Source organism: Pseudomonas sp. 008, from assembly GCF_016861935.1.
GTDB lineage: Bacteria > Pseudomonadota > Gammaproteobacteria > Pseudomonadales > Pseudomonadaceae > Aquipseudomonas.
Window position 1 is genome coordinate 393,274 of sequence record NZ_BOMA01000004.1, and the last position, 23,684, is coordinate 416,957.

Genomic DNA, 23,684 nt, shown 5'->3' on the forward strand with positions numbered 1-23,684 from the left:
CGACGACCGATGAAGGGCCGCCCAAGGAAGGATGGTCGCGAGCCGACCCAGGCTCAGCGGCTGTTTCGGCGAATGGTCCGCGAGTGGCTGTGGGTCAGCCTGATCCTGTTGCCGCTGACGGCAGTGCTGTCCATGACCCATGGCCTGGTCTTGAGCAATCTGCTGTACGACAACCTGCGTCGGCTGAGCCCGCTGCCGGTGGACCCACGAATACTCATCGTCACGATCGATGACTACAGCTTGCAGCAGCTAGGCAAATGGCCTTGGTCGCGGGCCATGCACGCGCAGTTGCTTGATCGGCTAGGCGCTGCGAACGCCAAAGGCATTCTGTTCGACGTAATTTTCAGCGAGCCCGATAGCCATCCCGGCAACGATCAGCTTCTGGCCCAGGCGGCCTGCCGTGCCGGAAATGTCTTCGTGCCGTTGCTGCGTGAAGGCGTGGCGCGTTATGGACAGCCTTTGGGGGAAATTGAACCGGTGGCGCCACTGAGCCATTGCGCCAAAGGCGTCGGGCACATCAATGCCCAAGCGGATGCCGACGGGATCGTTCGCAGTGTGTACTTAAGCGAAGGACCGGCACAACAAACACGTGCGCAACTGGCCTGGCTGCTGTACGAACAGACCCTTGCCGACAAGGAGAATGTACCGATGCCCGGGACCCCGGCCCTGCCGTCGACACAAGGCTGGCAGCGAGCCCACGAAATACGGATTCCTTTCATCCGTTCCGATGCGGGTTTTCCCAGTGTGCCCTACGTCAGCGTCTTGCGCGGTGAAGTCCCGCCCGAATTGCTGCGCGATCGCTTGATCCTGATCGGCTCCACCGCTCCAGGTTTGGGGGACCGTTACGTGACACCGCAATCGGCGAGCATGGGCACCACCCCGGGCATCGAAATTCAGGCAAATATCCTCAATGGGCTGCTGCAACAGCGCAACATTGTGGCTCTCGATGAACGTTTGGCGGCGTTGTTATCGGTGGTGATTGTCGGTGAGTTGCTGGGCCTGATGTTGGTGCGTCCGCGTCGCGCGTTATGGCTGACCCTGGGGGCAATGGCGGTCGCGCTGCTGGGTTCGAGCCTGCTGTTACGTCTTGGCTGGTGGTGGTCACCGGCCGCGAGTCTGCTGGGTATGCTGTTGGGTTACCTGATCTGGAATTGGCGAAGGCTGAATGCGGTGCTCGCCTATTTCGGCTGGGAACTGGCGCGTCTGGACAGCGAGCCGAAAGTGTTTCCCGAACGCCGCCGTACCCAGGCCCCGGCTGGCGATGTGCTGCAAGGGCAAATCGTCGCGCTGGAACAGGCCATGAGCCGGACACGTGACACCCGGCGTTTCATTGCCGATGGCCTTGAGTACTTGCCGGTGGCGACGCTGATCAGCGATCCGAACGGGCGCATTCTGTTGGCCAACCGTAAGGCTCGGGAGATATTTTCCGGCAGCCTGGTGGGCGAGGAGATGCTCGAGCAACTGAGCGAGTTGGGTTACCCGGTGCCGTCCGATGGAACGCTACCGGCGTTGTCGACCCTGGAGCCGCTGGAATTTCGTGATACCCAGGCACGCAGCCTGCGTCTGGACCTGGCGCCGCTGTTGCCGGCCGAAGGCGACTCGGTGATTGGCTGGTTACTGAGCCTCACTGACTTGAGCGTCGAACGGGACGCCGAGGAGCAGCGGGCCGTGTTGCTGCGTTTTCTGTCTCATGACCTGAGGGCCCCCCACTCGGCGATTCTGGCTTTGCTCGACGTTCAGCGGCATCAGGTGTCTGGCGACACTCAAGTGTTCAGTCAGATCGAGTTACAAGTGCGCAAGGCGCTGAACCTGACCGAGGCCTTTGTGCAGTTGGCAAAGGCTGAATCCGAGGCCTATCAGTTTCAGCCGAGTATGTTCGCGATGTTGCTGCTCGATACCTTCGACCAGGCCTCGAGCATCGCTCATCTGAAGAACATTCAGTTGCTGCATGACCTCGACGAAGATGCTGAAGCGCTGGTCCTGGCCGATCAGTCGTTACTGACACGGGCACTGTTCAACCTGTTGGAAAACGCCATCAAGTACAGTCCGGCGGGTTCGCGGATCAGCGTGCGGGTGAGTTGTACTGAGGGTTGGTTAACGTGCGAGATCGCCGACCAGGGCCGAGGGATTGCCGTCGAAGAACTCCCCGAGTTGTTCAGTCAGTATCGACGCTTTGCATCGGCTCACGGCAGTGACGGCCTGGGGCTGGGGTTGTCCATGGTCAAGGCGGTGGTGGATCGTCACGGCGGGCGGATTTCCTGTCATAGCGTGGTGGGGCAAGGTACGACGTTCAGTGTCCAGCTGCCCCTATTGAGCGAGTGAGCCTGATCTTTTTCACAGGCATAAAAAAACCGGCTATATCAGCCGGTTTTTTTACGTCCGAAAAAAACTTATGCACGTTTTCCGAAGTTTTATTTGCTTAAGAAATATGTATGCAAATCAAAAGCTTAAAAACGAAATACAGCGATTTTCAACAAAACGGTACACAGGTTATCCACAGAATCTCAGACAGTCACTTGATCGGTTGCACTTGGTGCCGCCGGGGCTGCTGGCAGCGAACCCATTTCGCGTTGCATCTGTTCGTTCCAGGCCTGCACCCGGTCATTCAGGTCGGCGATGGCCCGTGGCCCGCTACCCTCGGCGTACATTGGCGCGCCGATGATCACGGTAATCACGCCCTGCTTTTTGGCCCAACCGGTTTTTGGCCAGAACTTGCCGGCATTGTGTGCAATCGGCAGCACGGGCAATGACGCATTGACGGCCAACGCGGTGCCGCCTCGGGAGAACTTGCCGATGGTGCCGTAGGGAACGCGAGTCCCTTCTGGGAAAATCAGCACCCAGACATTGTCCTTGAGCAGTTCATCGCCCTTCTTTGCTACATGCTTGAGCGCAGCTTTCGGGTTGTCACGGTCGATGGCGATCGGCCGCAGCATGGCCATGGCCCAGCCGAAAAACGGCACGTAGAGCAATTCGCGCTTGAGCACCTGGCTTAACGGTTCGAAGTAGGCCGAGAGAAAGAACGTCTCCCAGGTGCTCTGGTGGTTCGACTGAATCACGCAGGGCTGTTCAGGCACATTCTCGGCGCCCTTCACTTCGTAGCGAATACCCAGAAAGACTTTGCTCAGCCACAAGGCGCAGCGGCACCAATACACGTTGATAAAGCGATAACGCGCCTTGAATGGCAGAAACGGCGCGATAAAAAAGCTCAGGGTGCACCAGAGCAACGAACTGGTGCCCAGCAGCAGGTAAAAGAGGAAAGTTCTGATGGCCTGCAGTATCGACATGGCGACATTTACCGTTGCGGGCACTGCCCGCCTATTCAAGCGCACTCCCGATCAGTCCTTGGCCAGGATGTCAGAAGAGCCTTAGTTGTGGATAAGTTCTGCGGCAATCGCCGCCAGATCGTCAAAAATCAAGGTGCCTGCCGGTAGGGTCTTGCCCTGAGTCTTTTCGCCTTTCCCGGTCTTTACCAAAACTGGCTGACAGTCGACGGCTTTGGCGGCCTCCAGGTCACCGAGAGTATCGCCGACGAACCATAGATTCGTCAGCGAAACGTTGTAATGCGCGGCGATGGTTTTCAACATCCCGGGTTTTGGCTTGCGGCAATCGCAGCCATCGTCTGGCCCGTGCGGGCAATAGACGATCAGCCCGACTTCGCCGCCCTGCTCCGCCACCAACTCGCGCAAGCGCGCGTGCATGGCCTCCAGGGTCGCGATGTCGTAATAGCCGCGAGCGATGCCCGACTGGTTGGTGGCGACCGCCACCGTCCAGCCGGCCTTGCTCAACTGCGCGATCGCTTCGATCGAACCGGGGAGTGGAATCCACTCCTCCACCGACTTGATGTACGCGTCGGAGTCGTAATTGATCACCCCGTCCCGATCGAGAATCAGCAGTTTCAACAGCAGCTCCTCAGCCCAGCAATGAAATGTCGGCGACGCCGAGGAACAACCCACGCAGACGCGCCAGCAGCGCATAGCGGTTGGCTCGCACCTTGGCGTCTTCGGCGTTGACCATCACGGCTTCGAAGAACGCATCCACTGGCTCGCGCAATGCGGCCAGACGCGCCAGCGATTCGCTGTATTGACGGGCAGCGGCCATTGGCTGCACAGCCTGGTCCGCCTGCTGGATCGCCGAATACAGCGAGAACTCATTGGCGTTGTCGAAGTACTTGGCTTCAACGACCGTCGGCACGGAGCCTTCGACTTTGCTCAGCAGGTTCGACACGCGCTTGTTCACGGCGGCCAGGGCGGCGGCTTCCGGCAATTTGCGGAACGCTTCTACCGCTTGTACACGCTGGTCGAAGTCCAGGGCCGAACCCGGCTTCAGGGCACGTACCGACAGGTAGGTCGCGACGTCCACGCCTTCGTCTTCGTAACGAGCACGCAGACGGTCGAAGATGAACTCCAGCACCGCGTCATTAAGGCCGGCAGCCTTGACCTTGGCACCGAACGCATTCACGGCGAAGGCCACGGCGTCGTTCAGGTCGAGATCGAGCTTCTTGTCGATCAGGATCCGCAACACACCCAGCGCGGCACGGCGCAGGGCATACGGGTCTTTGCTACCAGTCGGCAGCATGCCGATACCGAAAATGCCCACCAGGGTGTCGAGCTTGTCGGCGATGGCCACGGCCGCACCGGTCAGGGTGGTCGGCAGTTCAGCGCCGGCACCGCGCGGCATGTACTGCTCGTTCAGCGCCAGGGCGACGTCTTCCGGCTCGCCGTCGTTGAGGGCGTAGTAGTAACCGGCGACACCTTGCATCTCCGGGAACTCACCGACCATCTCGGTCGCCAGGTCGCACTTGGACAGCAGGCCGGCACGCGCCGCCCAGGAAGCATTGCCGCCGATGCGAGCGGCGATGTAGGCCGCCAACTTCGACACGCGCTCGGCCTTGTCGTAGACGCTGCCGAGTTTTTCCTGGAACACCACGTTCTGCAGACGCAGATTGAATTCTTCGAGTTTTTGCTTCTTGTCTTGCTTGAAGAAGAACTCGGCGTCGGTCAGGCGTGGGCGAACCACTTTCTCGTTACCGGCGATGATCTGCTGCGCATCCTTGCTTTCGATGTTGGCCACGGTAATGAAACGTGGCAGCAACTTGCCGTCGGCATCCAGCAGGCAGAAGTACTTCTGGTTGTCCTGCATGGTGGTGATCAGCGCTTCTTGCGGCACGTCGAGGAAACGTTCTTCGAACGAGCACACCAGCGGCACCGGCCATTCAACCAGCGCGGTCACTTCGTCGAGCAAGGCTTGCGGAACGATCGCCGTACCTTCCTGCATGGTCGCCAGTTCATTGGTGCGCTTGCTGATCAGTTCGCGACGCTCGTTGGCATCGGCCAGTACATAAGCAGCACGCAGATCGTTCAGGTAGTTGGCCGGCGAGGTGATGCGCACGCTTTCAGGGTGGTGGAAGCGGTGACCACGGGAATCACGGCCGGCCTTCTGGGCGAGGATGGTGCAGTCGATGACGTGGTCACCGAGCAGCATCACCAACCATTGGGTCGGACGAACGAATTCTTCCTTGCGAGCACCCCAGCGCATGCGCTTGGGGATAGGCAGGTCGTTCAGGGAATCTTCGACGATGGTCGGCATCAGGCTCGCGGTCGGCTTGCCGGCGATGCTTTGGCTGTAGCGCAGCTTCGGGCCGCTCTGATCGATTTCGCTCAGTTCTACACCGCACTTCTTGGCGAAGCCCAGGGCTGCTTGAGTCGGGTTGCCTTCGGCATCAAACGCAGCCTGGCGTGGCGGGCCGTCGAGGTTGATGCTGCGATCCGGCTGCTGGGTTGCCAGCGCGGTGATTAGCACGGCCAGACGACGCGGCGCGGCGTAGACGGTTTTGCTCTCGTAGCTCAGGCCAGCGGCTTGCAGGCCTTTGTCGATACCGGCCAGGAATGCCTCGGCCAGGGTGTTCAGGGCTTTGGGTGGCAGTTCTTCGGTGCCCAGTTCAACCAGAAAATCTTGAGCACTCATTGTGCAGCCTCCAGCTTGGCCAGTACTTCATCACGCAGGTCCGGGGTCGCCATCGGGAAGCCCAGCTTGGCGCGAGCCAGCAGGTAGGCTTGCGCAACGGAACGCGCCAGGGTGCGTACACGCAGAATGTATTGCTGACGCGCGGTCACCGAGATCGCCCGGCGCGCATCCAGCAGGTTGAAGGTGTGGGAAGCCTTCAACACCATTTCGTAGCTCGGCAACGGCAGCGGCTGGTCGAGTTCGATCAGGCGCTTGGCTTCGCTTTCATAGAAGTCGAACAGTTCGAACAGCTTCTCGACGTTGGCGTGTTCGAAGTTGTAGGTCGACTGCTCCACTTCGTTCTGGTGGAACACGTCGCCGTAGGTCACCTTGCCGAACGGACCGTCAGCCCAGACCAGGTCGTAGACCGAGTCCACGCCTTGCAGGTACATGGCCAGACGCTCCAGACCGTAAGTGATCTCGCCGGTCACCGGGTAGCACTCAATGCCGCCCGCTTGCTGGAAGTAAGTGAACTGCGTCACTTCCATGCCGTTGAGCCAGACTTCCCAGCCCAGACCCCAGGCGCCCAGCGTTGGCGACTCCCAGTTGTCTTCGACGAAACGGATGTCATGCACCAGCGGGTCCAGACCCACGTGCTTGAGGGAGCCCAGGTACAGTTCCTGGAAGTTGTCCGGGTTCGGCTTCAGCACTACCTGGAACTGATAGTAGTGCTGCAGACGGTTCGGGTTTTCACCGTAGCGGCCGTCAGTCGGGCGACGACTGGGCTGCACATAAGCGGCGTTCCAGGTTTCCGGGCCGATGGCGCGCAGGAACGTGGCAGTGTGGAAAGTGCCGGCGCCTACTTCCATATCGTAGGGCTGAAGTACCACACAACCTTGCTCGGCCCAGTATTGCTGGAGGGCGAGGATCAAGTCTTGGAAGGTACGCACGGCTGGCGTAGGCTGGCTCACGAAATTCACCTGTTTCTTGGGCTGCGATTTAAAGAGCGGGAGTATACCCGATTCGGTCCTGCGCACGCCCCCTGGAGCCTTATGCCACGCTGCTTTTGGTGTACCGAAGATCCGCTGTACATGGCTTATCACGATCAGGAGTGGGGCACGCCGCTACGCGATGCGCAGGGATTGTTCGAGTTGCTTTTGCTCGAAGGGTTCCAGGCCGGGCTTTCCTGGATCACTGTATTGCGCAAGCGAGAGCGTTATCGCGAGGTGCTGTTCGGCTTCGACGTGCAGCGCGTGGCGCAGATGAGCGATGCGGAAATCGATGAACTGATGCTCGATCCGGGGATCATCCGCAATCGTCTCAAACTCAACGCAGCCCGGCGCAATGCCCAGGCCTGGCTGGAGCTGGAAGACCCGGTGGGGTTTCTCTGGTCGTTCGTCGGCGGCACGCCGGTGATCAATCATTTCAAGGATCGCAGTGAAGTGCCGGCGGTGACACCGGCCGCCATCGAGATGAGCAAAGGCCTGAAAAAAGCCGGCTTCACGTTCGTCGGCCCGACCATTTGTTACGCGCTGATGCAGGCTTCAGGCATGGTCATGGACCACACCCTGGATTGCGATCGCTACGCCACCTTGGCGAACGGCGGTTAGAATAGCCGCCTCGCGCACACCACAAAATCAGGAGTGACCTGTGGATAAGTTTAAAGGCGCCTTGCTGGTAGGCGCTCTGCGGCTGTTTGCCCTGCTGCCGTGGCGGGCAGTGCAGGCGGTGGGTTCGGCGATTGGCTGGATCATGTGGAAAACCCCCAACCGTTCCCGCGACGTGGTGCGGATCAACCTCGCCAAGTGCTTTCCGCAGATGGACCCGGCCGAGCGTGAGCGTCTGGTGGGTCAAAGCCTGAAAGACATCGGCAAGTCTCTGACTGAAAGCGCCTGCGCGTGGATCTGGCCGGCCCAGCGTTCCATTGAACTGGTGCGCGAAGTCGAAGGCCTCGACGTTTTGAAAGAGGCGTTGGCGTCCGGTAAAGGCGTGGTTGGCATCACCAGCCACCTGGGCAACTGGGAAGTGTTGAACCACTTCTATTGCAGCCAGTGCAAACCGATCATTTTCTACCGCCCGCCAAAACTGAAGGCGGTGGATGAGTTGCTGCGCAAGCAGCGGGTGCAATTGGGTAACCGGGTGGCGGCTTCCACCAAGGAAGGCATCCTCAGCGTGATCAAGGAAGTGCGCAAGGGTGGCGCGGTGGGCATTCCGGCTGACCCGGAACCGGCCGAATCCGCCGGGATCTTCGTGCCGTTCTTCGCCACTCAGGCCCTGACCAGCAAATTCGTGCCGAACATGCTCGCCGGTGGCAAAGCGGTCGGCGTGTTCCTGCATGCCCTGCGGCTGCCGGACGGTTCGGGTTACAAAGTGATTCTCGAAGCCGCGCCAGAGGCCATGTACAGCACCGATACCGAAACCTCCTGCGCGGCCATGAGCCAGGTAGTCGAGCGCTACGTGCGGGCTTATCCGAGCCAGTACATGTGGAGCATGAAGCGCTTCAAGAAGCGTCCACCGGGCGAAGCACGCTGGTATTGACGCTGCTGTGGATAACTCAGCAGGCTGCGTTCTATTGATCTTGGCCTGCGTTATCGCTGATCAGTGCGTCTGTCGCTCAAGCTTTTTCAGAAACACCGTCATCTCTTTCTCCGCCTGCTTGTCGCCATGAGCGCGGGCGGCTTCCAGGCCCTGTTCCCAGGTCTGCCGCGCCGCCGCGTAATCCGCCAGCGCCAAATGGGCCTTGCCCAAGAGCTTCCAGGCTGCCGAATACTTCGGATCGAACTCGACGCAGCGCTGGAAATGCTCCGCGGCCTTGGCGTTTTCCCCAAGATCCAGATAGCCCTTGCCCAGGCCGAAGCGCAGCAATGAGTTATCCACACCCTTGGCGAGCATTTTTTCCAGGGATTCGATCATTGGGTGGCACCTCTGGTTTTTTGGGGGAGTTCGAAATCGCCTTCGCGGGCAAGCCTCGCTCCTACACGGTTCAGTCGTTCGCATAATAGCTGGACGGCTCAAACCTGTAGGAGCGGGGCTTGCCCGCGAAGAGGTCTTCGGATCAGAAGAAGCTCAGCCCCACATGGAACAGCTTCTCCACGTCCCGAATATGCTTCTTATCCACAAGGAACAGAATCACATGGTCGCCGGTTTCGATCACGGTGTCGTCGTGGGCGATGATCACTTCTTCGTCGCGGATGATCGCGCCGATGGTGGTGCCCGGTGGCAGGCCGATGTTTTCGATGGCCTTGCCTATCACCTTGCTCGACTTCGCATCGCCGTGGGCAATTGCCTCGATGGCTTCCGCCGCGCCCCTGCGCAGTGAGTGCACGCTGACAATGTCCCCGCGCCGGACGTGGGCCAGCAAAGTGCCGATGGTCGCCAGTTGCGGACTGATGGCGATGTCGATGTCGCCGCCCTGGATCAGGTCGACGTAGGCCGGGTTGTTGATGATCGTCATCACCTTCTTCGCGCCCAGGCGCTTGGCCAGCAGCGAAGACATGATGTTGGCTTCGTCGTCGTTGGTCAGGGCGAGGAAAATATCGGCGTCGGCGATGTTTTCTTCCAGCAGCAGATCCCGATCCGAAGCGCTGCCCTGCAACACCACGGTGCTGTCGAGGTTGTCCGAGAGGTAGCGGCAGCGGGCCGGGTTCATCTCGATGATCTTCACCTGGTAACGGCTTTCGATGGCTTCGGCCAGGCGTTCACCGATCTGCCCGCCACCGGCGATGACGATGCGTTTGTAGCTTTCATCGAGGCGGCGCATTTCGCTCATCACTGCACGAATATTCGCTTTGGCGGCGATGAAAAACACTTCGTCGTCAGCCTCGATCACCGTATCGCCCTGGGGCAGGATCGGCCGGTCACGACGGAAAATCGCCGCGACGCGGGTTTCGACATTCGGCATGTGTTCGCGTAACTGGCGCAATTGCTGGCCCACCAGCGGCCCGCCGTAGTACGCCTTGACCGCTACCAGCTGCGCTTTGCCTTCGGCGAAGTCGATCACCTGCAATGCGCCCGGATGCTGGATCAGGCGCTTGATGTAATTGGTGACTACCTGTTCCGGACTGATCAGCACGTCGACCGGAATCGCTTCATTGTCGAACAGTTCGGCACGGGTCAGGTACGCGGCTTCGCGGACCCGGGCGATCTTGGTGGGGGTGTGGAACAGGGTGTGGGCGACCTGGCAGGCGACCATGTTGGTTTCGTCACTGTTGGTCACGGCCACCAGCATGTCAGCGTCGTCGGCACCAGCCTGCCGCAGCACGGTCGGCAGCGAGCCGCGACCCTGCACGGTGCGGATGTCCAGCCGATCGCCGAGGTCGCGCAGGCGTTCGCCATCGGTGTCGACCACGGTGATGTCGTTGGCCTCGCTGGCCAAGTGTTCTGCCAGCGAACCGCCGACCTGCCCTGCGCCGAGGATGATGATCTTCATCCAGTCACTCCCTTAAACCCGGTTAACCGCGCGCGGCGGCAATTTTGATCAGCTTGGCGTAGTAGAACCCGTCGTGGCCGCCTTCCTGGGCCAGCAACTGGCGACCATGGGGCTGCTTGATGCCGGCCGCCGTGGCGAGGTCCAGTTCACGGGCGCCTGGCGTGCGGGCGAGGAACGCTTCGATGACTTCGGTGTTTTCGGTCGGCAGCGTGGAGCAGGTGGCGTAAAGCAGAATGCCGCCCACCTCCAGAGTTATCCACATGGCGTCGAGCAGTTCGCCCTGAAGCACCGCCAGTGCGGCGATGTCGTCGGGTTGGCGGGTTAGTTTGATATCCGGGTGACGGCGGATCACCCCGGTGGCCGAGCATGGCGCGTCGAGCAGAATGCGCTGGAACGGTTTGCCGTCCCACCAGGTGGCGGTATCGCGACCGTCGGCGGCAATCAATTCTGCGCTCAGGCCCAGGCGTGCGAGGTTTTCCCGCACCCGCACCAGACGCTTGGCTTCCAGATCCACAGCCACCACGCCGGCCAGTTTGGGCTCGGCCTCAAGGATGTGGCAGGTCTTGCCGCCCGGTGCGCAGCAGGCGTCCAGCACCCGTTGGCCCGGCGCGAGGTCCAGCAGATCGGCGGCCAATTGCGCGGCTTCGTCCTGCACGCTGATCCAGCCTTCAGCGAACCCAGGCAGGCTGCGTACGTCGGCGGCGGCGTCGAGAATGATGCCGTCGCGACTATAAATGCAGGGCTTGGCGGCCACGCCAGCGTCACTCAGCAAGCCAAGGTAAGCGTCGCGAGTGTGATGACGACGATTGACCCGCAGAATCATCGGCGGGTGTGCGTTGTTCGCTGCGCAAATGGCTTCCCATTGTTCAGGCCAGAAGGCCTTGAGGGATTTTTGCAGCCAGCGCGGGTGGGCGGTGCGCACCACCGGGTCGCGTTCCAGCTCGGCCAGCAGCGCTTCGCTTTCCCGTTGGGCGCGGCGCAGTACGGCGTTGAGCAAGGCTTTGGCCCACGGCTTTTTCAGTTTATCGGCGCAACCGACGGTTTCGCCGATGGCGGCGTGAGCCGGGACGCGGGTATAGAGCAGTTGATAAAGCCCCACCAGCAACAGCGCCTCGACATCGGCATCAGCCGCCTTGAACGGCTTTTGCAGCAGCTTGGCCGCCAACGCCGACAAACGCGGCTGCCAGCGAGCCGTGCCGAACGCCAGGTCCTGGGTGAAGCCGCGATCGCGGTCTTCGACCTTGTCCATTTGTGTCGGCAGAGAACTGTTGAGTGAGGCTTTTCCGTTAAGAACTGCAGCAAGTGCCTTGGCGGCGGCCAGACGTGGGTTCATTGAGCGTCTGCCGTTTGACCGAGGACGGTGCCGACGGCAAATTTCTCACGACGGCTGTTGAACAAGTCGCTGAAGTTCAGTGCCTTGCCGCCGGGTAATTGCAGACGGGTCAGGCACAGCGCCTGTTCACCGCAGGCGACGATCAAGCCGTCCTTGCTGGCGCTGAGGATTTTCCCCGGTGCGCCCTGCCCTTCGGCCAGGCTTGCGGCCAACACTTTCAGCGCTTCGCCGTTCAGCGTGCTGTGGCAGATCGGCCATGGATTGAAGGCGCGAACCAGACGCTCCAGCTCAACCGCCGGGCGGTTCCAGTCGATGCGCGCTTCGTCCTTGTTCAATTTGTGTGCATAGGTGGCGAGGCTGTCGTCCTGCACTTCGCCTTCCAGTGTGCCCGCAGCCAGGCCGGCAATCGCCTGGATCACGGCCGGTGGGCCCATCTCTGCGAGGCGATCGTGGAGGCTGCCGCCGGTGTCTTCGGCGCTGATCGGCGTGGTGACCTTGAGCAGCATCGGCCCGGTATCGAGGCCGGCTTCCATGCGCATCACGGTCACGCCGCTTTCGCTGTCGCCCGCTTCAACGGCACGCTGGATCGGCGCCGCACCGCGCCAGCGTGGCAGCAAGGAGGCGTGGCTGTTGATGCAACCCAGGCGTGGGATATCCAGCACCACTTGCGGCAGGATCAGGCCGTAGGCGACCACCACCATCAAATCCGGTTTCAGCGCGGCCAGTTCCGCCTGAGCGTCTTCGTTGCGCAGGGTTGGCGGTTGCAACACCTGGATGTTGTGCTCCAGAGCCAATTGCTTGACCGGGCTTGGCATCAGCTTCTGCCCACGGCCCGCCGGACGGTCTGGTTGGGTGTAGACCGCAACGATCTCGTAAGGACTGCCCAGCAGGGCCTTGAGGTGTTCGGCGGCGAATTCCGGGGTGCCGGCAAAGACAATGCGCAGTGGCTCAGTCATGGAAGCTCTCAATTGCAAAGCATCTTGAAAAGAAAAAGGCTTGCCGCGGCAAGCCTTTGAAAGAAGGGCATCAAGCGTTCTGGCGGTGGAGCTTTTCCAGTTTCTTCTTGATCCGGTCGCGTTTGAGCGTGGACAGGTAATCGACGAACAACTTGCCGTTGAGGTGGTCGCATTCATGCTGGATGCACACGGCGAGCAGACCTTCGGCGATCAGTTCGTAAGGCTGGCCGTCGCGGTCCAGGGCCTTGATCTTGACCTTTTGCGGGCGATCGACGTTTTCGTAGAAGCCCGGCACCGAGAGGCAGCCTTCCTGGTATTGGCCCATCTCGTCGGTCAGGGTTTCGAACTCGGGGTTGATGAACACCCGCGGTTCGCTGCGGTCTTCGGAGAGGTCCATCACGACGATACGTTTGTGCACGTTGACCTGGGTAGCGGCGAGGCCGATGCCTGGCGCTTCATACATTGTTTCAAACATGTCATCGACCAACTGACGCACTTCGTCGTCCACTACGGCCACTGGTTTGGCGATAGTGCGCAGGCGCGAATCGGGGAATTCGAGGATGTCTAAAATGGCCATAAGCTTAATTGCTGCACGTGTGAGGTAAAGTCGGGTCGATGGCCTGGCGAGTCCGAAGATGCAGGCTACCGTTGTGAACGTAGCTTCCGGTTTTTCAATAATGAGCCGGAGGCGAGCCACGAGGGCTCTGGCGTTTCACGCGAACGTACATAATAAAGGGATTCACCGCATGAGGAAATCACTACTCGCCTTGCTCCTTCTGGCCTCGGCCGGTTTTGCGCATGGGCAAGTGCAACTCAGGGAAGGTTTTCCACAGCAATACACCGTGGTGGCAGGGGACACACTCTGGGACATTTCCGGCAAATACCTGCGTGAGCCGTGGCAGTGGCCGCAGCTTTGGCAAGCCAATCCACAGATTGAAAACCCCAATCTCATCTATCCCGGCGATACGCTGTCGCTGGTCTACGTCAACGGTCAGCCACGCCTGACCCTCAACCGCGGCGCTTCCCGGGGCACCATCAAGCTGTCGCCACGAGTCCGCAGTTCACCGGTGGCCGACGCCATCCCGAGCATTCCGCTGAAGTCGATCAACAGTTTTCTGTTGAGCAATCGTATCGTCGACAAGGTCGAGGATTTCGACAAGGCGCCGTACATCGTTGCCGGCGACGCCGAACGGGTGCTCAGCGGCACCGGCGATCGAATCTTCGCGCGCGGCCATTTCGATCCGGCGCAGTCGGTCTACGGCATCTTTCGTCAGGGCAAGGTCTACACCGATCCGCAGAGCAAGGAGTTCCTGGGGATCAACGCCGACGACATCGGCGGCGGCGAGATCATTGCCACTGAAGGTGACGTCGCCACCCTGGCCCTGCAACGCACCACTCAGGAGGTGCGACTCGGCGACCGGTTGTTCAGCGGCGAAGAGCGCTCGATCAATTCGACCTTCATGCCCAGTGCGCCAACCACCGACATCAATGGCCTGATCATCGATGTGCCGCGTGGGGTCACCCAGATTGGCGCGCTGGATGTCGTCACGCTGAACAAAGGGCAGCGCGATGGCCTGGCCGAGGGCAATGTGCTGGTGGTGATGAAAACCGGCGAAACCGTGCGCGACCGGATCACCGGTCAGCCCTTGAAAATCCCCGACGAACGGGCCGGCCTGCTGATGGTATTCCGCACCTACGACAAGCTCAGCTACGGGCTGGTGCTCAACGCATCGCGCTCCTTGGCGGTGATGGACAAGGTGCGAAATCCTTAAGCCTGCTCACAAGTTACCAACAGAGTTATCCACAGCTTATTCCCGATTCTACGGGACCTTATAACGATCAAGGATGATCCATGTCGCTGTCTGCCTGTACGTCCGTTTCCCCTGCGGAACTGGAAGCCCGTTTACGCCTGCACCTTTTGCCTGAACTCGGTCCGGCACGTTTCAAGAAGTTGCTGGAGGCTTTCGGTTCTGCCTCCAAAGCCATCAGCGCACCGGCCAGTGCCTGGCGCGCGTTGGGGCTGCCCCTTGCTTGCGCGGAGGCTCGGCGCTGCAGTGAAATTCGTGATGGCGCCAGCCACGCATTGGCCTGGCTAGAGCGTCCGGGCCAGCATTTACTGATGTGGGACCAACCTGACTACCCCGCGCTGCTGGCGCAAATCAGTGATGCGCCGCCGCTATTATTCGTCGCGGGCGATCCGGGCATTCTGGAAAAACCGCAGTTGGCGATGGTCGGCAGCCGTCGCGCATCGCGACCAGGCATGGACACTGCCACCGCATTTTCCCGCAGTCTGGCCGGCGCCGGTTTTGTCATCACCAGCGGTCTGGCTCTGGGCATCGATGCTGCCGCGCATCAGGCGGCTCTGGATGTTGGCGGGCAAACGGTCGGGGTGCTTGGCACGGGGCTGGAAAATTTTTATCCACAGCGTAATCGACGACTGGCGGACGCCATGATCGCCTCGGGAAGTGCGGTACTTTCGGAGTTCCCGCTGGACGCCGGCCCTTCCCCGAGCAACTTCCCCCGGCGCAATCGGATCATCAGCGGTTTGTCCCTTGGTGTACTGGTGGTCGAGGCAAGTGTCGCCAGCGGTTCATTGATCACCGCGAGACTGGCGGCGGAACAGGGGCGTGAGGTGTATGCGATTCCAGGGTCGATCCATCACCCTGGCGCGAAGGGCTGTCATCAACTGATCCGCGACGGCGCGGTGCTGGTGGAAACCATCGAGCACATCCTTGAGGCCTTGCGCGGCTGGCAACGGCTGCCGTTATCCACAGAAACGCCGCAAACGACGGTGACTCATCCACTGCTCATGTTGCTCCACGCGGCGCCTCATACCAGCGAAGCCCTGGCGGTCACCAGCGGCTGGGCCTTGTCGAAAGTGCTGGCAGCGCTGACGGAGCTGGAGATGGATGGCCGGGCGGTCTGTGAGAGCGGTCGATGGTTTGCGCGGGTAAACTAGGTTTTATAAGGAAGATCGGTAAACTGCGCAGAGCCTTATTCCGGAGAGTTTTTTCATGGTTAACAGTTGGCGTGTGCAACAAGCCGCACGAGAAATTCGCGCCGGGGCGGTCATTGCCTACCCAACGGAAGCCGTCTGGGGACTGGGTTGCGACCCGTGGAACGAAGAGGCGGTGGATCGTCTGCTGATGATCAAGGGCCGATCTGTGGATAAGGGCCTGATTCTGGTGGCCGACAATATTCGTCAGTTCGACTTCCTGTTCGAAGACTTCCCGGAGTTGTGGATGGACCGCATGGCCAGCACCTGGCCGGGCCCCAACACCTGGTTGGTGCCGCATCAGAATCTGTTGCCCCAGTGGATTACCGGTGTGCATGAAACGGTGGCGTTGCGGGTCAGCGACCACCCTCTGGTGCGGGACTTGTGTGCGGTGGTCGGCCCGCTGGTGTCGACCTCGGCGAACCCTCAGGGCCGACCGGCGGCACGGACGCGGATTCGCGTGGAGCAGTATTTCCGGGGGCAGGTTGATTATGTACTCGGTGGCAATCTGGGCGGGCGCAAGAATCCGAGTGTGATTCGCGATCTGGCGACGGGGCACGTGGTGCGCCCGGATTAATGTGGCGAGGGGGCTTGCCCCCGTTGGACTGCGCAGCAGCCCCCAACCCGATGATGCGGTCTGCCAGTTAGAACGCGTCGCTCATTGGGGGGCGCTTCGCACCCGAACGGGGCGGTGCGGCGTTCCGACAAGCCCCCTCGCCACAGTCTGGTGTCAAGGCAACAGAATCGTCGAACCAGTCGTACGCCGCGCCGACAACTCGGTCTGCGCCTTCGCTGCATCAGCCAGTGGATACCGCTGGCTGATGTCCACCTTCAGCTTGCCGCTGATGATCATCTCGAATAGTTCATCAGCCATGCGTTGCAGGTTTTCAGCATTGTTGGCGTAGGTCGCCAGCGTCGGCCGGGTCACGTACAGCGAACCCTTGGCCGCGAGAATCCCCAGATTCACCCCATCGACTGCACCTGAAGCATTACCGAAACTCACCACCAGCCCCCGCGGCGCAACGCTGTCGAGCGATGTCAGCCAGGTATCTTTGCCTACACCGTCGTACACCACCGGGACTTTTTTACCGTCAGTCAATTCCAGTACGCGTTGTGCGACGCTCTCATGGCTGTAATCGATGGTCGCCCAGGCACCATTGGCTTTTGCCAGGGCGGCTTTTTCCGCTGAACTGACCGTGCCGATCAGCTTCACCCCCAAGGCCTTGGCCCATTGGCAGGCAAGCGATCCGACGCCGCCGGCCGCGGCGTGAAACAGGATGGTTTCGCCACCCTTGAGCTCATATGTCTGACGCAGCAGGTACTGCACGGTCAGGCCTTTGAGCATCACGCCGGCGGCTTGTTCGAAGCTGATGGCGTCCGGCAGGTGCACCAGGTTGGCTTCCGGCAAGACATGCACGTCGCTGTAGGCGCCCAACGGGCCACTGCCATAAGCCACGCGATCGCCAACCTTGAAGCGGGTGACTTCGCTACCGACTGCGTCGACCACGCCCGCGCCTTCGGCGCCCAGGCCCGATGGCAGGGCTGGCGGTGCATAAAGGCCACTGCGGTAATAGGTGTCGATGAAGTTCAGGCCGATGGCCTTGTTGGTCACGCGTACTTGTTGCGGGCCGGGCTCGGCGGGTTGGTAATCCACGTATTCGAGCACTTCGGGGCCGCCATGGACGCGGAACTGGATACGCTTTGCCATCTGCTCTCTCCTTAGGTCTTTGGCTTCTAGAGTCGTAGCGCCAAGCGCCCTATCGAACTCCCAAGCTTGATCTTCGTCAACTGCGACGGCACAAGGTGCAGTGTTATCCTACGCAGCAATTTGCCGCCGGCCTGTTTGAGCGCCGCGTAGCTTTGCCCGATTCAAGGTGATGCCATGACTACCCGCACCGAGGCCGTAAAAGCCTACCTGCTCGACCTGCAAGACCGTATTTGCGCTGCCCTCGAAGCCGAAGACGGCGGCGCGCGTTTCGTCGAAGACGCCTGGACCCGGCCTGCCGGCGGCGGTGGTCGCACCCGGGTGATTGAGAACGGTGCAGTCATCGAAAAGGGCGGCGTCAACTATTCCCACGTGTTTGGCAGCGGTCTCCCACCGTCCGCCAGCGCCCATCGGCCGGAACTGGCCGGTCGAGGCTTCGAAGCCCTGGGCGTGTCTTTGGTGATTCACCCGCATAACCCCCATGTGCCGACGTCCCACGCCAATGTGCGCTTTTTCATCGCCGAAAAAGAAGGTGAAGAGCCGGTCTGGTGGTTCGGTGGTGGCTTTGACCTGACCCCTTATTACGGCAATGAAGAAGATTGCGTGCATTGGCACCGCGTCGCCGAACAGGCCTGCGCGCCGTTCGGCCCGGACGTTTACCCGCGCTACAAGGCCTGGTGCGACAGCTACTTCCACATCAAGCATCGTCACGAGCCACGGGGCATTGGCGGCCTGTTCTTCGATGACTTGAACGAGTGGGACTTCGACACCAGCTTCGCCTTCATGCGCGCCATCGGTGATGCGTTCATCGACGCGTACCTGCCGATCGTGCAACGCCGCAAGAATGATGCGTTCACCGCCAAACAGCGTGAGTTCCAGGAGTTTCGCCGTGGTCGTTACGTTGAATTCAACCTGGTCTATGACCGCGGCACGCTGTTCGGCCTGCAATCGGGCGGGCGTACCGAGTCGATTCTGATGTCGCTGCCGCCGCAAGTACGCTGGGCCTACGATTGGAAGGCCGAGCCGGGCAGCGAAGAAGCGCGCCTGACCGAATACTTCCTGCAAGACCGCGATTGGTTGGCCAAGGCCTGAACGAGGAATTCTGATGGACCGTTATGTCGTATTCGGTAACCCGATCGGCCACAGCAAGTCGCCGCTGATCCACCGTCTGTTCGCCGAGCAGACTGGGCAGAAACTGGACTACAGCACCTTGCTGGCACCTCTCGACGACTTTTCCGGCTGTGCGTTGGAATTTTTCCGCGAAGGCCGTGGGGCGAATGTGACAGTGCCGTTCAAGGAAGATGCCTATCGCCTGGCGAACAGCTTGACCCAGCGGGCGCAGCGGGCCGGCGCGGTGAATACCCTGAGCAAACTGGCCGATGGCAGTCTGCTGGGCGACAACACCGATGGCGCCGGGTTGGTACGGGACCTGACGATCAACGCCGGATTCAGCCTCGCGGGCAAACGCATCCTGCTGCTGGGGGCCGGTGGCGCGGTGCGCGGCGCGCTGGAGCCGCTGCTGGCGGAGCAACCGGCGTCGGTGATCATTGCCAACCGCACCGTGGAAAAAGCCGAATTGCTGGCGCAATTGTTTGCCGATCTGGGGCCGGTGTCGGCCAGCGGTTTCGATTGGCTGCGCGAGCCGGTGGACCTGATCATCAACGCCACATCCGCCAGTCTGTCCGGCGATGTACCGCCGATTGCCGGCAGTTTGATCGAACCGGGCAAGACGGTTTGCTACGACATGATGTACGGCAAGGACCCAACCTCGTTCTGCCGTTGGGCCAGTGAACATGGGGCTGGTGTGTCGATGGATGGCTTGGGCATGTTGGCCGAGCAGGCGGCGGAAGCTTTCTATCTGTGGCGCGGTGTGCGCCCGGATACGGCGCCGGTGCTGGCCGAACTTCGCCGGCAACTGGCACTGTAGTTTTTTGTGGCGAGGGGGCTTGCCCCCGTTGGACGGCGAAGCCGTCCCAAAGCTGCCACGACCGCTGCGCGGCCGAACGGGGGCAAGCCCCCTCGCCACAGGTCGGTGTTTATCCCAGGGTTGGGCGTTTAGTCCTCAAACCGGATCGGGCATTTCTCCGGCCCTTCCAGCTTCCTCAATTCTTCCACCACTTGGGGCCGTGCCTGCCGCAGGGTCAGGCTGCGATCCTGGCGCAGCAGCCGTCGTGCTTCCTGGTGCAGCATTTCCACGCCTGAGTAGTCGATGAAGTTGATCTGCTGGGCCTCGATCACCACTCGCGGGCCTTGCATCCGTTGCAGGCGCACTTGCAGGTAATGGCTGGCGCCGAAAAAGATCGAACCGCCGACCCTCAGAATGTCTTCGTCGCCATCACGCCAGTGCTGCACCCGTGGCTGTGAGGTGCGTTTGAGGTAGAAGAACAGTGACGCCAACACCCCGGCGTAGATCGCCGTCTGCAACTCGAGCAACAGGGTGGCGACACAGGTCAGCGCCATGACCAGGAATTCGGCATGGCTGACCCGCAACAACGCACGAATGCCGCGATGATCCACCAATCCCCAAGCGATCAAAAGGATGCTGCCAGCCATGGCCGGGATCGGGATATGCGCAATCAATGCCGCACCGAAGATCGCGAACAGCGCCACCCACAGCGCCGAAAAAACCCCGGCCAGCGGTGAACAGGCTCCGGCATCGTAGCTCAGGCCCGAGCGAGTGAAGGAACCGGCGGACAGCGAGCCGGAAAAAAACGCCCCAACCATGTTCGAGAAACCCTGGGCGCGAACTTCCTGATTGGCATCGAGCAACTGTTGCGAGCGGGCCGACAGGGAGCGGGCAATCGACAGGCTCGTCACCAGCCCGAGCATGCCGACCGCCACCGCACTGGGCAGCAGGCGCAATATCAGGTCCAGATCCAGCGGCAGCGGGCTGAAGGGCGGCAGCCGCCCGACAAACGCGCTGACCAGCTTCACATGACCGAACATCGCTGGCCACAGCCACACCAGCAATCCGCTCAGGGCCAGCGCGATCAACAGCGTCGGCCAGCGCGGCACCAGCAGTTTCAACACGATGCCAACCGCGACCGTGGCCAGGCCCAGCAGCAGCGAGGGTTTGTCCACTTCGCCCAGATGATTGAGCAGCATCATCAAGCTGTTGAGCGCCGTGGCCTGGTTGGGCACATCCAGCCCCAGCAGGTTCGGCAGCTGCCCGATGGCAATCACCACCGCCGCGCCGAGGGTGAAGCCCAGCACCACCGAGTGAGAGACGAAATTCACCAGGGCACCGAACCGCAGCAAACCCAGTAACCACTGGAAAATGCCTGCAAGGAAAGTCAGAAGCAGGATCAACGTGACGTAGTCCTGCGATGCAGGGACGGCCAGAGGACTGACGCTGGCATACAGGACGATGGAAATGGCCGCCGTAGGGCCGCAGATCAAATGCCACGACGAACCCCAGAGGCAGGCAATCAGCACCGGGATGATGGCGGCGTACAGGCCATATTCCGGTGGGAGGCCGGCGATCAGGGCGTAGGCAATGGATTGTGGCAACGCGAGAATCGCACCGCTCAGGCCGACGATCAGGTCACGACCGACGCTGGCGCGGGTTTGCCGGGGCAACCAGGTCAGGAAGGGAAAGAGTGAATGGCGGCTGGGGAAGGCCATGGGTCCTCTCGGTACGGGGTAAATCGTCAGGGTAAAGCATTGGCTCGTAGTGGGCAGATCATTGTGGCGAGGGAGTTTGCTCCCGCTCGGCTGCGCAGCAGTCGCAAATCCGGACAACTCGGTGAGGCTGATAAACCGAGTTTGCCGAAATGGGAGTGCTACGCCCTCCAGCGGGAGCAAGCTCCCTCGCCACAGGGAAACCTTACAACTTGGCTTTGACCGCTGGCAGAGCATCCTTGCCATCCACGGTCTTCACGCCCTCCAGCCATTTATCCAGCACCACCGGATTGGCCTTGATCCATGCCTTGGCCGCGTCGGCATTGCTGACCTTTTTGTTCACCACTTCGGCCATGATGCTGTTCTCCATTTCCTGGGTAAAACTCAGGTTGGTGAGCAGTTTGCCGACGTTCGGGCAGGCCTGTGCATAACCTTTGCGGGTCAGTGTATAAACGCTACCGGTGTCACCGAAGTACTTCTCGCCGCCCTTCAGATAATGCATTTTCAACTGCACGTTCATCGGGTGTGGCGTCCAGCCGAGGAAGGTCACGAACTTCTGTTTCTTCACCGCGCGGGACACTTCGGCCAGCATTGCTTGCTCGCTGGACTCGATCAGTTTCCACTGACCCATGTCGTAGTCATTCTTCTTGATGATCTCTTGCAGCGAAATGTTCGCCGGGGCGCCGGAGCCGATGCCATAGATCTTCTTGTCGACTTCTTTTGGATGTAGCTCGGCGTACTTGTTCAAGTCGTTAAAGTTATGCACACCCGCGTCCCAGACGTAATCCGGGACCGCCAGGGTGAACTCGGTGCCGTCGAGGTTCTTCGCCAGTTGTGTGACATCGCCGTTGGCCACGAACTTGTCGTAGAAGCCTTGCTGCGCCGGCATCCAGTTGCCGAGGAAGACGTCCACCTGGCCATCCTTCAGACCGCCAAAGGTGATCGGCACCGCCAGCGTGTCGACCTTGGCCTTGTAGCCCATGCCGTCCAGCAGAAACCCGGTGATGGCGTTGGTGGCGGCGATGTCGCTCCAGCCGGGGTCGGCCATCTTCACCGTTTCGCAGCTTTGCTCGGCGTACGCCGAGGCGCTGCCCAGAGCCAGAAGCCCGACTGTCAGTACTGTGGATAACTTTTGCATGGACGTCCCCTTAACATTATTGGTTTTGGCAGGGTTGTGGATAACGGGCTTTACGCTCCAGATCGTCGAGGTCGATGTGGTTGCGCATGTACTGCTGACTGGCGTCCACCAGCGGCTGGTGATCCCAGCTCTTCAGCTTGCCGATGGTCAGGGCGCCGGCGACGAAACGCCGGCGCCGCTGACTGGCGAGCACCTGTTGGTGGATCGCCGGGATATTCCATTTAGCCCGTGCTTCGGCGAGAAAATCCTCGAACAGCTGACGATGTTGCGGCGAATGGCTGAGTTCTTCCTGTTCACGCGGGTCGTTGTGCACGTCGAAGAGCAGGCAAGGGTCGTCTTCGCTGTAGATGAATTTGTAGGCGCCGCGACGAATCATCATCAACGGGCTGATGGTGCCTTCGGCCATGTATTCACCGAACACCTCGTCGTGACCGCCCTGCCCTTGCAGGTGCGGAACCAGCGAGCGGCCGTCCAGCGGCAGGCCTGGCTCCAATGAGCCGCCGGCCAATTCCACAAAGGTCGGCAGCAGGTCGGCGGTGGATACCGCTGCGCTGACCCGTCCGGCGCCGAATTGCCCCGGCGCGCTGATCAGCAGCGGTACGCGGGCGGCCATTTCGTACCAGTGCATCTTGTACCAGAGGCCGCGCTCGCCGAGCATGTCGCCGTGGTCACCGGAGAACACGATGATGGTGTCATCGATCAGCCCGGTTTCCTCGAGTGTTTGCAGGAGCTTGCCGACGTTACTGTCGATATAGCTGCACGCACCAAAGTAGGCACGGCGCGCGTCGCGAATTTTATCCACAGGCAGCGGCTTGTCCCACAGGTCATAGACTTTGAGCAGGCGCTGGGAGTGAGGATCGAGTTCATCCTGTGCGGGTGTTTCCGGCAAAGGGATGTCGGCGTCGTCGTACAGATCCCAGAACGCCTTGGGAATCGTGTACGGGTCGTGTGGGTGCGTCATCGACACGGTCAGGCAGAACGGCTGATCGCCATCCTCGCGGATGTGATCGAACAGGTATTGCTGGGCCTTGAACACCACCTCTTCGTCGAAATCCAGCTGATTGGTGCGCACGCAGGGCCCGGCTTGCAGCACCGACGACATGTTGTGGTACCAGGTCGGCCGCACGTCCGGCTCGTCCCAGTTCACCGCCCAACCGTAGTCGGCCGGGTAGATGTCGCTGGTCAGCCGTTCTTCATAGCCGTGCAACTGGTCCGGGCCGCAGAAGTGCATCTTGCCCGACAGCGCGGTGCGATAACCGAGGCGCCGCAGGTAGTGGGCATAGGTCGGAACGTCGGCGGGGAAATCGGCCGCGTTGTCGTAAGCGCCGATCTTGCTCGGCAACTGACCGCTGACCAGGGTGAAACGTGACGGTGCACAGAGCGGGCTGTTGCAGTACGCGGCGTCGAACACCACACCTTCGGCGGCGAGGCGGCTCAGATTCGGCAGTTTGATGGGCGAAGGGCCGTAGAACGGCAACATTGGCGCGGCCATTTGATCGGCCATGATGAAAAGAATATTTTTGCGCTTCATGTGATCGCGGCATTCCATAGTGGATATTTATGC

21 protein-coding genes are annotated in these 23,684 nt (G+C 60.8%); 8 read left to right on the plus strand and 13 right to left on the minus strand.

Annotated elements, in window-relative coordinates; genetic code table 11:
- Window positions 1-9 precede the first annotated feature (9 nt).
- Window positions 10-2,322 (plus strand): CHASE2 domain-containing protein, encoded by a 2,313-nt coding sequence (locus JUI81_RS11185; protein ID WP_204124258.1) that lies wholly within the window; start codon window positions 10-12, stop codon window positions 2,320-2,322.
- A 182-nt stretch (window positions 2,323-2,504) separates the two neighbouring features.
- Here JUI81_RS11185 and JUI81_RS11190 read toward each other — a convergent pair whose 3' ends face one another.
- From JUI81_RS11190 to glyQ, 4 genes are all read right to left on the minus strand, one after another.
- The gene (locus JUI81_RS11190) at window positions 2,505-3,284 is read right to left on the minus strand and encodes a 1-acyl-sn-glycerol-3-phosphate acyltransferase (RefSeq protein ID WP_018927315.1); all 780 of its coding nucleotides are present in this window, start codon (window positions 3,282-3,284) and stop codon (window positions 2,505-2,507) included.
- 81 nt (window positions 3,285-3,365) lie between these two features.
- Window positions 3,366-3,905, minus strand: a complete 540-nt coding sequence (gene gmhB, locus JUI81_RS11195; RefSeq protein ID WP_177324973.1) for a D-glycero-beta-D-manno-heptose 1,7-bisphosphate 7-phosphatase — start codon at window positions 3,903-3,905, stop codon at window positions 3,366-3,368.
- Window positions 3,906-3,909: 4 nt separating this feature from the next.
- Window positions 3,910-5,964: a glycine--tRNA ligase subunit beta gene (gene glyS / locus JUI81_RS11200; protein WP_204124259.1), complete on the minus strand. Its 2,055-nt coding sequence runs from the start codon at window positions 5,962-5,964 to the stop codon at window positions 3,910-3,912.
- On the minus strand, window positions 5,961-6,914 hold the full coding sequence (gene glyQ / locus JUI81_RS11205; protein ID WP_003213601.1) for a glycine--tRNA ligase subunit alpha: 954 nt from the start codon (window positions 6,912-6,914) through the stop codon (window positions 5,961-5,963). Before glyQ ends, glyS begins: the two co-directional genes overlap by 4 nt.
- 81 nt (window positions 6,915-6,995) lie before the next feature.
- Between glyQ and tag the strand changes: the two genes are divergently transcribed.
- A complete protein-coding gene (gene tag / locus JUI81_RS11210; protein ID WP_028940074.1) occupies window positions 6,996-7,553 on the plus strand; it encodes a DNA-3-methyladenine glycosylase I in 558 nt (185 codons plus the stop codon).
- Window positions 7,554-7,593: 40 nt separating this feature from the next.
- A complete protein-coding gene (locus JUI81_RS11215; protein ID WP_019580330.1) occupies window positions 7,594-8,481 on the plus strand; it encodes a lysophospholipid acyltransferase in 888 nt (295 codons plus the stop codon).
- Window positions 8,482-8,541: 60 nt separating this feature from the next.
- Here JUI81_RS11215 and JUI81_RS11220 read toward each other — a convergent pair whose 3' ends face one another.
- The 5 genes from JUI81_RS11220 to def all read right to left on the minus strand — a co-directional run bounded on the left by JUI81_RS11220 (window position 8,542) and on the right by def (window position 13,238).
- Window positions 8,542-8,856, minus strand: a complete 315-nt coding sequence (locus JUI81_RS11220) for a tetratricopeptide repeat protein (RefSeq protein WP_096481554.1) — start codon at window positions 8,854-8,856, stop codon at window positions 8,542-8,544.
- A gap of 142 nt (window positions 8,857-8,998) precedes the next feature.
- Window positions 8,999-10,372: a Trk system potassium transporter TrkA gene (gene trkA / locus JUI81_RS11225; RefSeq protein WP_018927309.1), complete on the minus strand. Its 1,374-nt coding sequence runs from the start codon at window positions 10,370-10,372 to the stop codon at window positions 8,999-9,001.
- A gap of 22 nt (window positions 10,373-10,394) precedes the next feature.
- Window positions 10,395-11,705 carry a 16S rRNA (cytosine(967)-C(5))-methyltransferase RsmB gene (gene rsmB / locus JUI81_RS11230; RefSeq protein ID WP_019580328.1) on the minus strand — a complete coding sequence of 437 codons (1,311 nt, stop codon included), beginning with the start codon at window positions 11,703-11,705 and terminating at the stop codon, window positions 10,395-10,397.
- Window positions 11,702-12,661 carry a methionyl-tRNA formyltransferase gene (fmt, locus tag JUI81_RS11235; RefSeq protein ID WP_204124260.1) on the minus strand — a complete coding sequence of 320 codons (960 nt, stop codon included), beginning with the start codon at window positions 12,659-12,661 and terminating at the stop codon, window positions 11,702-11,704. Before fmt ends, rsmB begins: the two co-directional genes overlap by 4 nt.
- A 70-nt stretch (window positions 12,662-12,731) precedes the next feature.
- Complete coding sequence (gene def, locus JUI81_RS11240) at window positions 12,732-13,238, minus strand: peptide deformylase (protein ID WP_007941507.1); 507 nt, start codon at window positions 13,236-13,238, stop codon at window positions 12,732-12,734.
- 169 nt (window positions 13,239-13,407) lie between these two features.
- On the opposite strand from def, the gene JUI81_RS11245 reads away from it, so the two are divergent.
- The 3 genes from JUI81_RS11245 to JUI81_RS11255 all read left to right on the plus strand — a co-directional run bounded on the left by JUI81_RS11245 (window position 13,408) and on the right by JUI81_RS11255 (window position 16,233).
- Entirely contained in the window at window positions 13,408-14,433 is a 1,026-nt protein-coding gene (locus tag JUI81_RS11245) for a LysM peptidoglycan-binding domain-containing protein (protein ID WP_019580326.1), read from the plus strand.
- 80 nt (window positions 14,434-14,513) lie between these two features.
- A complete protein-coding gene (gene dprA / locus JUI81_RS11250) occupies window positions 14,514-15,620 on the plus strand; it encodes a DNA-processing protein DprA (protein WP_204124261.1) in 1,107 nt (368 codons plus the stop codon).
- A gap of 55 nt (window positions 15,621-15,675) precedes the next feature.
- Window positions 15,676-16,233 carry an L-threonylcarbamoyladenylate synthase gene (locus JUI81_RS11255; protein WP_018927304.1) on the plus strand — a complete coding sequence of 186 codons (558 nt, stop codon included), beginning with the start codon at window positions 15,676-15,678 and terminating at the stop codon, window positions 16,231-16,233.
- Between the two features lie 153 nt (window positions 16,234-16,386).
- On the opposite strand, the gene JUI81_RS11260 is transcribed toward JUI81_RS11255, so the two are convergent.
- Complete coding sequence (locus JUI81_RS11260; protein WP_204124262.1) at window positions 16,387-17,364, minus strand: NADPH:quinone reductase; 978 nt, start codon at window positions 17,362-17,364, stop codon at window positions 16,387-16,389.
- Window positions 17,365-17,538: 174 nt separating this feature from the next.
- Here JUI81_RS11260 and hemF point away from each other — a divergent pair, with 174 nt between their 5' ends.
- Window positions 17,539-18,453: an oxygen-dependent coproporphyrinogen oxidase gene (gene hemF, locus JUI81_RS11265; RefSeq protein WP_018927302.1), complete on the plus strand. Its 915-nt coding sequence runs from the start codon at window positions 17,539-17,541 to the stop codon at window positions 18,451-18,453.
- Between the two features lie 13 nt (window positions 18,454-18,466).
- Window positions 18,467-19,288: a shikimate dehydrogenase gene (aroE, locus tag JUI81_RS11270; protein WP_204124263.1), complete on the plus strand. Its 822-nt coding sequence runs from the start codon at window positions 18,467-18,469 to the stop codon at window positions 19,286-19,288.
- Window positions 19,289-19,416: 128 nt separating this feature from the next.
- Here aroE and JUI81_RS11275 read toward each other — a convergent pair whose 3' ends face one another.
- The 3 genes from JUI81_RS11275 to betC all read right to left on the minus strand — a co-directional run bounded on the left by JUI81_RS11275 (window position 19,417) and on the right by betC (window position 23,651).
- The gene (locus JUI81_RS11275) at window positions 19,417-20,985 is read right to left on the minus strand and encodes a SulP family inorganic anion transporter (protein ID WP_019580322.1); all 1,569 of its coding nucleotides are present in this window, start codon (window positions 20,983-20,985) and stop codon (window positions 19,417-19,419) included.
- Between the two features lie 202 nt (window positions 20,986-21,187).
- Complete coding sequence (gene choX / locus JUI81_RS11280) at window positions 21,188-22,120, minus strand: choline ABC transporter substrate-binding protein (protein ID WP_028940070.1); 933 nt, start codon at window positions 22,118-22,120, stop codon at window positions 21,188-21,190.
- 16 nt (window positions 22,121-22,136) lie between these two features.
- The gene (gene betC, locus JUI81_RS11285) at window positions 22,137-23,651 is read right to left on the minus strand and encodes a choline-sulfatase (RefSeq protein ID WP_204124264.1); all 1,515 of its coding nucleotides are present in this window, start codon (window positions 23,649-23,651) and stop codon (window positions 22,137-22,139) included.
- Window positions 23,652-23,684 lie beyond the last annotated feature (33 nt).

Bases quoted from the DNA above. Each gene is read 5' to 3' on its own strand.
- JUI81_RS11245 (WP_019580326.1), top strand. From the start codon at position 13,408: ATGAGGAAATCACTACTCGCCTTGCTCCTTCTGGCCTCGGCCGGTTTT.
- betC (WP_204124264.1), bottom strand. From the start codon at position 23,651: ATGAAGCGCAAAAATATTCTTTTCATCATGGCCGATCAAATGGCCGCG.
- glyS (WP_204124259.1), bottom strand. From the start codon at position 5,964: ATGAGTGCTCAAGATTTTCTGGTTGAACTGGGCACCGAAGAACTGCCA.
- choX (WP_028940070.1), bottom strand. From the start codon at position 22,120: ATGCAAAAGTTATCCACAGTACTGACAGTCGGGCTTCTGGCTCTGGGC.
- aroE (WP_204124263.1), top strand. From the start codon at position 18,467: ATGGACCGTTATGTCGTATTCGGTAACCCGATCGGCCACAGCAAGTCG.
- trkA (WP_018927309.1), bottom strand. From the start codon at position 10,372: ATGAAGATCATCATCCTCGGCGCAGGGCAGGTCGGCGGTTCGCTGGCA.
- dprA (WP_204124261.1), top strand. From the start codon at position 14,514: ATGTCGCTGTCTGCCTGTACGTCCGTTTCCCCTGCGGAACTGGAAGCC.
- JUI81_RS11255 (WP_018927304.1), top strand. From the start codon at position 15,676: ATGGTTAACAGTTGGCGTGTGCAACAAGCCGCACGAGAAATTCGCGCC.
- JUI81_RS11260 (WP_204124262.1), bottom strand. From the start codon at position 17,364: ATGGCAAAGCGTATCCAGTTCCGCGTCCATGGCGGCCCCGAAGTGCTC.
- rsmB (WP_019580328.1), bottom strand. From the start codon at position 11,705: ATGAACCCACGTCTGGCCGCCGCCAAGGCACTTGCTGCAGTTCTTAAC.
- JUI81_RS11220 (WP_096481554.1), bottom strand. From the start codon at position 8,856: ATGATCGAATCCCTGGAAAAAATGCTCGCCAAGGGTGTGGATAACTCA.
- fmt (WP_204124260.1), bottom strand. From the start codon at position 12,661: ATGACTGAGCCACTGCGCATTGTCTTTGCCGGCACCCCGGAATTCGCC.
- JUI81_RS11275 (WP_019580322.1), bottom strand. From the start codon at position 20,985: ATGGCCTTCCCCAGCCGCCATTCACTCTTTCCCTTCCTGACCTGGTTG.
- def (WP_007941507.1), bottom strand. From the start codon at position 13,238: ATGGCCATTTTAGACATCCTCGAATTCCCCGATTCGCGCCTGCGCACT.
- JUI81_RS11185 (WP_204124258.1), top strand. From the start codon at position 10: ATGAAGGGCCGCCCAAGGAAGGATGGTCGCGAGCCGACCCAGGCTCAG.
- hemF (WP_018927302.1), top strand. From the start codon at position 17,539: ATGACTACCCGCACCGAGGCCGTAAAAGCCTACCTGCTCGACCTGCAA.
- tag (WP_028940074.1), top strand. From the start codon at position 6,996: ATGCCACGCTGCTTTTGGTGTACCGAAGATCCGCTGTACATGGCTTAT.
- JUI81_RS11190 (WP_018927315.1), bottom strand. From the start codon at position 3,284: ATGTCGATACTGCAGGCCATCAGAACTTTCCTCTTTTACCTGCTGCTG.